Origin of the sequence: Bradyrhizobium cosmicum (assembly GCF_032290525.1) — a bacterium.
GTDB classification, from domain to species: domain Bacteria; phylum Pseudomonadota; class Alphaproteobacteria; order Rhizobiales; family Xanthobacteraceae; genus Bradyrhizobium; species Bradyrhizobium cosmicum_A.
Genome location: NZ_JASXTA010000389.1, coordinates 1 through 254 on the forward strand (window position 1 = coordinate 1; position 254 = coordinate 254).

At 60.6% G+C, this 254-nt stretch carries 1 protein-coding gene; it reads left to right on the plus strand.

Going from position 1 to position 254, the window contains the following annotated elements; genetic code table 11:
- Position 1 precedes the first annotated feature (1 nt).
- Positions 2 to 254 (plus strand): substrate-binding domain-containing protein (locus QSV46_RS41670; protein ID WP_409997299.1); only part of this gene is annotated, 253 nt, incomplete at its 3' end.

Genomic DNA, 254 nt, shown 5'->3' on the forward strand with positions numbered 1-254 from the left:
TATCTCGGTCGTAGGCTATGGCAATCCACTTTGGTCTCAACTCACGGCGCCGTCGGTCACGACCGTTGATCTGCCGGTACCGGAGATTTCATGTTCAGCCGCATCAATGCTGTTTCGCCAGATGCGCAAGAACGGCGACGAGCGTGAGGATGGGCGATACGTCGAAGCTTCCTTTTTCGCCGACATTGCGCATCAGGGCGAGCACCGCGCCGCCTCGGCCGCCGGAACGACGGCCGTGACAAGCTCTACAGGGC